The 7,445-nt window shown below is 71.3% G+C and carries 6 protein-coding genes; all 6 read left to right on the top strand.

The window, feature by feature from the left end; translation table 11 throughout:
- Positions 1 to 190 precede the first annotated feature (190 nt).
- Complete coding sequence (locus tag AC04L7_RS09075) at positions 191 to 859, top strand: DUF4159 domain-containing protein (RefSeq protein ID WP_436001123.1); 669 nt, start codon at positions 191 to 193, stop codon at positions 857 to 859.
- 21 nt (positions 860 to 880) lie between these two features.
- Positions 881 to 1,876, top strand: a complete 996-nt coding sequence (locus AC04L7_RS09070) for an AAA family ATPase (RefSeq protein ID WP_436000834.1) — start codon at positions 881 to 883, stop codon at positions 1,874 to 1,876.
- A gap of 10 nt (positions 1,877 to 1,886) precedes the next feature.
- Positions 1,887 to 2,777 (top strand): DUF58 domain-containing protein, encoded by an 891-nt coding sequence (locus AC04L7_RS09065; protein WP_475512865.1) that lies wholly within the window; start codon positions 1,887 to 1,889, stop codon positions 2,775 to 2,777.
- A complete protein-coding gene (locus AC04L7_RS09060; RefSeq protein ID WP_436000838.1) occupies positions 2,774 to 3,928 on the top strand; it encodes a BatA domain-containing protein in 1,155 nt (384 codons plus the stop codon). The genes AC04L7_RS09065 and AC04L7_RS09060 overlap by 4 nt, the downstream gene beginning before the upstream one ends.
- Positions 3,925 to 6,093, top strand: a complete 2,169-nt coding sequence (locus tag AC04L7_RS09055; RefSeq protein ID WP_475512864.1) for a hypothetical protein — start codon at positions 3,925 to 3,927, stop codon at positions 6,091 to 6,093. Before AC04L7_RS09060 ends, AC04L7_RS09055 begins: the two co-directional genes overlap by 4 nt.
- Positions 6,090 to 7,445, top strand: a 1,356-nt coding sequence (locus AC04L7_RS09050; RefSeq protein ID WP_475512863.1) for a carboxypeptidase regulatory-like domain-containing protein, incomplete at its 3' end; no start/stop codon positions are given. The genes AC04L7_RS09055 and AC04L7_RS09050, both read left to right, overlap by 4 nt.

Below are 7,445 nucleotides of genomic sequence, written 5' to 3'. Positions count from 1 at the left end.
GAGAAGGTGCCCGAAGGGCGGATGAGGGGCGAACGAAGTCCATGATGCTCGAACCATCGGGACTCCATCGCCCCTCACCCCAACCCCTCTCTCCCACCGGGACTTCCTGCGGTCGCCGTCGGGAGAGGGGCTTTCAGAGACCTCGGCTTTGCTCCACACCCGGCTAACGCGTGCGCAGTTCCTCCACCTGATGCTCGGCGGCATGGTGACGGCCGCATTGCCCAGGCAGGCACGCGCAGCCGGCCACTACGATTTCCATTTCACCCGGCTGAAGTACGACTCCGGCGACTGGGACGTGGACGCGCGCATGCCGTCCAACCTGATCACCTCGCTGATCGACTACACCACGATGCGCGTGGACCCGAAGGAACACGTGCTGGCGCTGTCCGATCCGCGCATGCTCGCCGCCCCGTTCTGCTACCTGGCCGGGCACAAGCTGGTGGATTTCAACCCGGTGGAGCGCCGCCACTTCGAGCGCTACGTGCGCAACGGCGGCTTCGTGTTCGTCGACGACTGCAACCACGACATCGACGGCCTGTTCGCCAAGTCGTTCGAGGCGCAGATGGCGTCGATCTTCGGCGCGAAGGCGATGAAGAAGCTGCCGAACACGCACGCGATCTATTCCTCGTTCTTCAAGTTCGACGGCCCGCCGGCCACCAGCTTCGAGCTCAACGGCTGGGGCGACGACCTGGTGCACGAGTACCTGCAGGGCATCGAGATCAACGGCCGCCTCGGCGTGCTCTACAGCAACAAGGACTACGGCTGCGAGTGGGACTACGACTGGCGCAACAAGCGCTTCCTGGCCGAGGACAACACCAAGTTTGCGGTCAATCTCGTGATCTACGCGCTGACCACCTGACGCACTTCTTCCCGGACCCCCATGAACGCATCCATCACCGAATCCGACCTCCAGCAGCAACTCGCCACGCTGGGCGAACTCCGCGCCGCCATCGGCCAGGCCATCGTGGGCCAGCAGGACGTGGTGGAGCAGTTGCTGATCGGCCTGCTCGCCGGCGGGCATTGCCTGCTCGAAGGCGTGCCCGGCCTTGGCAAGACGCTGCTGGTGCGCTCGCTGGGCGAGGCCCTGCACCTGCAGTTCCGCCGCGTGCAGTTCACCCCGGACCTGATGCCCAGCGACATCCTCGGCACCGAACTCCTGGAGGAAGACCACGGCACGGGCCATCGCCATTTCCGTTTCCAGCCCGGCCCGATCTTCACCAACCTGCTGCTCGCCGACGAACTCAACCGCACGCCGCCGAAGACCCAGGCCGCGCTGCTGGAGGCGATGCAGGAACGCACGGTCAGCTATGCCGGCACCACGCATGCGCTGCCGTCGCCGTTCTTCGTGCTGGCCACGCAGAATCCGCTCGAACAGGCCGGCACCTATCCGCTGCCGGAAGCGCAGCTGGACCGATTCCTGCTGCACATCCGCGTGGACTATCCCACCGAGCAGGAAGAACACGACATCCTCGCGCAGACCACCGGCCGCGTCGGCGGCGCGGTACCGCGCGTGATGGAGGGCGAAGCCGTCCTCGCGCTGCAGAAGCATGTGCGCGACGTGCATGTCAGCGAGGACCTTCTGCGCTGGATCACCAAGCTCGTGCGCGCCAGCCGTCCTGGCGATGGCGTACCGGAGGAGATCCGCAAGTACGTGCGCTGGGGCGCCGGTCCGCGCGCCGGCCAGTCGCTGGTGCTGGCCGCGAAGGCCCGCGCCTTGCTGCACGGCCGCCTGGCGGCGACGCGCGAGGATATCGTCGCGCTGGCGAAGCCGGTGATGCGCCATCGCCTGCTGCTGTCGTTCGCCGCCGAGGCCGAACAGGTCGGCGCGGACGACGTGATCGCCGCGCTGCTGCGCGGCGTGCCGCTCGCCGCCTGATCGACCGCCCATGGCGCACGACCTGATCCCCGCCGACGTCCGCAGCCGGTTGAAGGACCTGCGGCTGACCGCGCGCCGTGCGATCGGTGCGCAGGGGATCGGCGTGCACCACAGCCGCAGCCGTGGCGCCGGCCTGGAGTTCGCGCAATACCGCGCCTACGAGCCCGGCGACGAGCTGCGCCAGATCGACTGGAAGCTGTACGCACGCTCGGACCGCTTCTTCGTGCGCGAAGCCGAGCGCGAGAGTCCGCTGACGGTGTGGATCGTGCTCGACGCGACCGCCTCGATGGCCCAACGCGATGGCGCGCGCGGTACGCGTTTCGACGCTGCGCGCAGCCTCGCGGCCTGCGTCGCCGAACTCGCGCTGCGCCAGGGCGACCGCTTCGGCCTGCTCGTGCTGCACGGCGATGGCGTGCGCCTGGTCGCGCCCGGGAACGGCGCGCRCCAGCGCGACCAGCTGCTGCTCGCGCTGCATGGCCTGCGTGCGGACGGCGCGTTTCCTGCGCAGGAACGGCTGGGCCCGGTGTTCGAACGCATCGCCGCCGGCGACCTGGTGCTGGTGCTGAGCGACTGGTTCGACGACGCGATGCCCGCGCTGGTGGAACGGCTCGCTGCCGCGCGGCGCGAGGTGCTGGGGATCCAGCTGCTGACCGCGGAAGAACGCGATTTCTCCTACACCGGCGGCCATCGCTTCCGCGATCCGGAAACCGGCGAGGAGCTGCTGGGCGATGCGGCGGCCCTGCGCGCGGACTACCTGCGCCGCTTCGCGGATGCGCAGGGCGTGCTCGATGCGCGCCTGGACGCGGCCGGCATCCGCCACGCCCGCCACTACACCGACCAGCCGCTGGACCTGCCGCTGCGCCGGCTGTTCGGCGCGCGTGACGCGGCGGAGTACGCATGAGCCTGGCGTTCCTGCTGCCGGCGGGCCTGGCCGCGTTCGCGGCGTTGCTGCTGCCGCTGCTGCTGCATCTCGCGCGCCGGCACGAGCAGACGCCGACCGATTTCGCCGCGCTGCGCTGGCTACGGCAGAAGCCGAAGCCGCGCCACCGCATCCGCTTCGACGAATGGCCGTTGCTGTTGCTGCGCCTGCTGCTGCTCGCATTGCTCGCGCTGTGGCTCGCCCGGCCGGTGCTGTCGGGCCTGGACGACGGGCGGCCGTGGACGGTCGCCGTGCCCGGCGTGGATGCAGGCTTCGCACGTACGACCTCCGATGCGCGCATGCGGCTGCACTGGCTGGCGCCGGGCTTCCCGTCGCTGGATGCGCCGATGCCTGCCGGCACGCCGGCCATTGGCAGCCTGCTGCGGCAACTCGATGCCGAACTGCCTCCCGGCGTCGCGTTGACCGTGATCGTGCCTGCAACCTTGCAGGGTGTGGATGCCGAGAGGCCCGCGCTGTCGCGTGCGGTGACCTGGAAGGTCGTCGACGGCGCGATGCCGGCATCGTCGGCGAAGGCCTCGCCATCGCCTGCATGGGCGATCCGCCACCCTGTGGGTGACGAACATGCGCTGCGCTACCTGCGCGCCGCCGCACGGGCGTGGCAGCCGAACAGCGCGACGGCCGTGCAGATCGGGACCACCGACGCGCCGTTGCCTCCGCCGTCTCAGCCGCTGGTGTGGCTGGCGCGCGGACCGGTGCCCGCGCCGGTCATGCAATGGATCTCGTCCGGCGGCGTCGCGTTGCTCGCCCATGAAACGATGGTGGATGGCATTGCGATGTCGTCGACGGCCTGGCGCGATGCCGAAGGTGCGCCCCTGGTCGAAAGCGCTGTGCTCGGCCGGGGCCGGGTGATGCGCTTCACCCGTGCGCTGCGGCCCGACGCGATGCCGGCGCTGCTCGACGCCGATTTCCCGCACCGCCTGCGCGCCCTGTTCGACGGTCCCGCCAGCGCGCCCGCGCGCGTGCTCGCGACGGACTACGCGCCGACGCGCGGTGGCGCGACCTATCCGGTCGCACCACGCGACCTGCAACCCTGGCTCGCGCTGCTGATCGCGGTGTTGGTGCTGGTGGAGCGCTGGATGGCCACGCGGCGCACGCGGAGCGTGGCGCCATGACGTTGTCGGCCTTCGATCGTCTCGCCCAGGTCCGTCGCCATGCGACGCTCGGCCAACTGGTGTTGGGAGCACCGATTCCTGTCGCGCTCGCCGGTGTGTTGTGGCGCTTCGCATTGCCCGCGGTAGCCGTAGCCGTCTCGCTGGCCGGGATCGCCGTACTCGCCGCGCTGGCCTGGCGGCGGACGCGCGCGTTCGACACCGCCTGGCTGGTGCGCCAGCTGGATGCACGCCGCAAGGACCTCGACGACAGCAGCGATCTGCTGCTGGCACCACCCGCTTCGCTGACGCCGCTGCAACAGCTGCAGCAAGCGCGCGTCCGCGAGCGGCTACGCAGCCAGCCGGCACCGGACCTGCGCACGCCGTGGCCATGGCCGCGCATCGTGGCGATGTGGCTGGTGGCCGGCGTGGTGATCGCCGTGTCGGCGCTGTGGCCGGCGCGCGCACCGATGGCCAGCGCGCTCGCGCCTGCGGATGAGGAAACACCAGCCGTTCCCGGCGTCCCGCGCCTGGTCGGCCAACGCTTGCACGTCGCGCCGCCGTCCTACACGGGCCAGTCGGCGCGCGACGAAGCCACGCTCGATGCGAAAGCCCCCGTCGGCTCGCGACTCGCCTGGACGCTGCGCTTCGAACCGCAACCGACCCGCGCGGATCTCGTCTTCCACGACGGCCAGCGCATCGCGCTGCAGCGCGACGGCGACACCTGGCGAGCGACGCATGGCCTCGCGAAATCCACGCTGTACCGCGTGGTGGCCGCCGGCACCGAGGCGCAACCGCCGTCGAAACTCCGGCGGCTGGATGCCATTCCTGATCGCGCGCCGCAGGTGAAGGTGCTCGCGCCCGACCGCGGCCTCAGCCTGGTGGCGGTCGGACAGACGCGCTGGGCGCTCGCCTTCGAAGCGCGCGACGACTACGGCGTGGCCGYGGCCGCCACGCTGAAGCTGACGCTCGCGCAAGGCAGCGGCGAGAACATCGCGTTCAAGGAACAGGCGATGACGCTGCACGGCACCGGCCCCGCGACCGCGCGCCGGTTCGCCGCCTCGCTGGACCTGAAGGCGCTCGGCATGGCCGTGGGCGACGACCTGATCGCACAGCTCACCGTGCGCGACACGCGCGCGCCGACGCCGCAGACCGCACAGAGCCCCGGCCTGATCCTGCGCTGGCCGGCGGACTTGGGCGAGGAAAGCACCGGCCTGGAAGGACTGGTGAAGAAGGTGATGCCGGCCTACTTCCGCAGCCAGCGCCAGATCATCATCGACGCCGAAGCACTGCAGAAGCAGAAACGCGGCCTGGCGGCGGACACGTTCGTCACGCGCTCGGATGCGATCGGCGTGGACCAGCGCATCCTGCGCCTGCGCTACGGCCAGTTCCTCGGCGAGGAAGCCGAAGGCGAGCCGCAACCGCCGCCGACCAGCGACACCGACGACGACCACGCGGAGGACGACGGACACGATCACGCCGGAACCCCGACCGCCGCGCAGGACGATCACGACCATGCGACGTCGGCGAGCGGCGCCAGCTTCGGCCGCGAGGCCGACGTGCTGGAGGCTTATGGCCACACGCACGACCACGCCGAAGCCGCGACGCTGCTCGACCCCGACACACGCGCCACGCTGAAGAAGGCGCTGGACCAGATGTGGCAATCGGAACTTCACCTGCGCCAGGGACAGCCGGACCGCGCACTGCCGTTCGCGTACAAGGCGCTGGAGTACATCAAGCAGGTGCAACAGGCGACACGCATCTACCTGGCCCGCGTGGGACCGGAGCTGCCGCCGATCGACGAGACGCGCCGGATGGGCGGCGATCGCAAGGGCATCGGCTCCCGCGCACTCGGCCCGCTCGCCCCGATGCCCGACGACGTCGACGCGGCCCCCGCTCGCGCATGGCGTGCCCTGGCCAACGATCGCGCGCCGGCGGATGGCGCGGACCTGGACGCGCTGCACACTTGGCTGCGCACGAACGAAGCACGCGTGCCGGATGCGCTGGACCTGTTCGCGGCCATCGATGAAGTGCGCGGCGATCCGGCGTGCGCGCCCTGCCGTGCGCGCCTGCGTGCGCTGCTGTGGTCGGCGTCGCCGCAACCGCCCGCACAGGTCCGCCGTCGGGCCGCGCCGGACGATGCTGGCCGCCGCTATCTCGATGCCCTCCAGCAGGAGCCCGCGCGATGACCTTGCCCGCGCTCCTGCCCTGGCTGCTGGCCGGCCTGCTCGCGCTCGGCGTGCTGGTCGCGTGGGCGCGCCTGATCGCGCGGCGTCGCGGTGCTTCCACGGACGTGCGCGGCTCCCGTACCCGCTTCCTGCTGCTGTGCGCGCTGCAACCCGTCTGCGCGCTGCTGCTCTACTTCACCCTGCTGCCGCCTCGGCAGGCATCGACCCCCGCCACGCTGGTGGTGATGACCGCGAACGCCGGACAGGTCGCCCTTCCCGCGGTGCTGCAGGGCCAGCCCCGCGTCGCTCTGCCGGAGGCCACGTCCACCGACGGCAGCGAGCGCGTGCCGGACCTGGGCACTGCGCTGCGCCGGTATCCGGACGTGGGCACGCTGCACGTCGTCGGTGATGGACTGGAAGCCCGCGACCGCGATGCGCTCGTTGACCGGCGCGTCATGTATTCGCCTACCGCCTTGCCGCGCGGTGTCGTCGAACTCGCGCCGGTGGGTGTCGTGGCGCCGGGCGACACCTTCATCGCCAGCGGTCGCGTGAACGACGTGCCGAAGGCGACGGTGGTGCTGTTCGACCCCGCAGGCCAGCGCGTCGATGCCGCGCCGGTGGACGAGCAGGGTCGCTTCCGCCTCACCGGTGTCGCCCGCCTGCCCGGGCCGGCGCTGTTCCGGGTAGAGGTGCGGTCAGCGCGCGGTAGCGTGGCCGATGCCGCGTCGCTGCCGGTCTGGACGCAGCCCTCGACGCCGCCCCGCGTATGGGTGCTCGCCGGTGCGCCCAATGCCGAGGGCAAATACCTGCGTCGCTGGGCGACCGACGTGAGCATCCCGCTCCACATGCAGGTCAGCCTCGGCGGCGGCATGCAGCTCGGCGACGCTACGTTGCCGATGAACGCCGAGACGCTGCGCCGTTTCGACCTGCTGGTTCTGGATGCGCGCAGTGCCGCGGGACTCGGCGAAGCGCAACGTGCGGCACTCGGCGCGGCTGTGCGCGACGGACTGGGCGTGCTGGTGCGTGCCGACGGACCGATCTCCCCGCCCGTGCAACGCCTGCTGGGCGTGCCGGCCGTCGGCAACGACGAATCCGAGTTCCGCCTGTCCCGTCCCGCGCCGGACGACGACGCCTGGCGCGCACGACGCGGTGCGGGCACGGCAGACCTGCCGGTGGATGCCGACGCCGTGCCGGGCGGCCTGCCCGTTCTCACGCGGCGGACGATGCGGATGCCTGTGGGCGACGATGTCGCACTGCTGCGGGACACCGCCGGCGCACCGGCCGCGTGGTGGCACGCGATGGGGCGCGGCCGGGTCGGCGTGTGGACGCCGGCCGATACCTACACGCTGGTGCTGGCGGGCCACGCCGACGTG

The sequence above is a fragment of the Pseudoxanthomonas sp. LjRoot204_2 genome, from assembly GCF_056175765.1.
Note: the sequence above shows the minus strand (reverse complement) of the source record. Positions and strands in the feature narration are given on the sequence as shown.

Bases quoted from the DNA above. Each gene is read 5' to 3' on its own strand.
- AC04L7_RS09070 (WP_436000834.1), top strand. From the start codon at position 881: ATGAACGCATCCATCACCGAATCCGACCTCCAGCAGCAACTCGCCACG.
- AC04L7_RS09060 (WP_436000838.1), top strand. From the start codon at position 2,774: ATGAGCCTGGCGTTCCTGCTGCCGGCGGGCCTGGCCGCGTTCGCGGCG.
- AC04L7_RS09075 (WP_436001123.1), top strand. From the start codon at position 191: ATGCTCGGCGGCATGGTGACGGCCGCATTGCCCAGGCAGGCACGCGCA.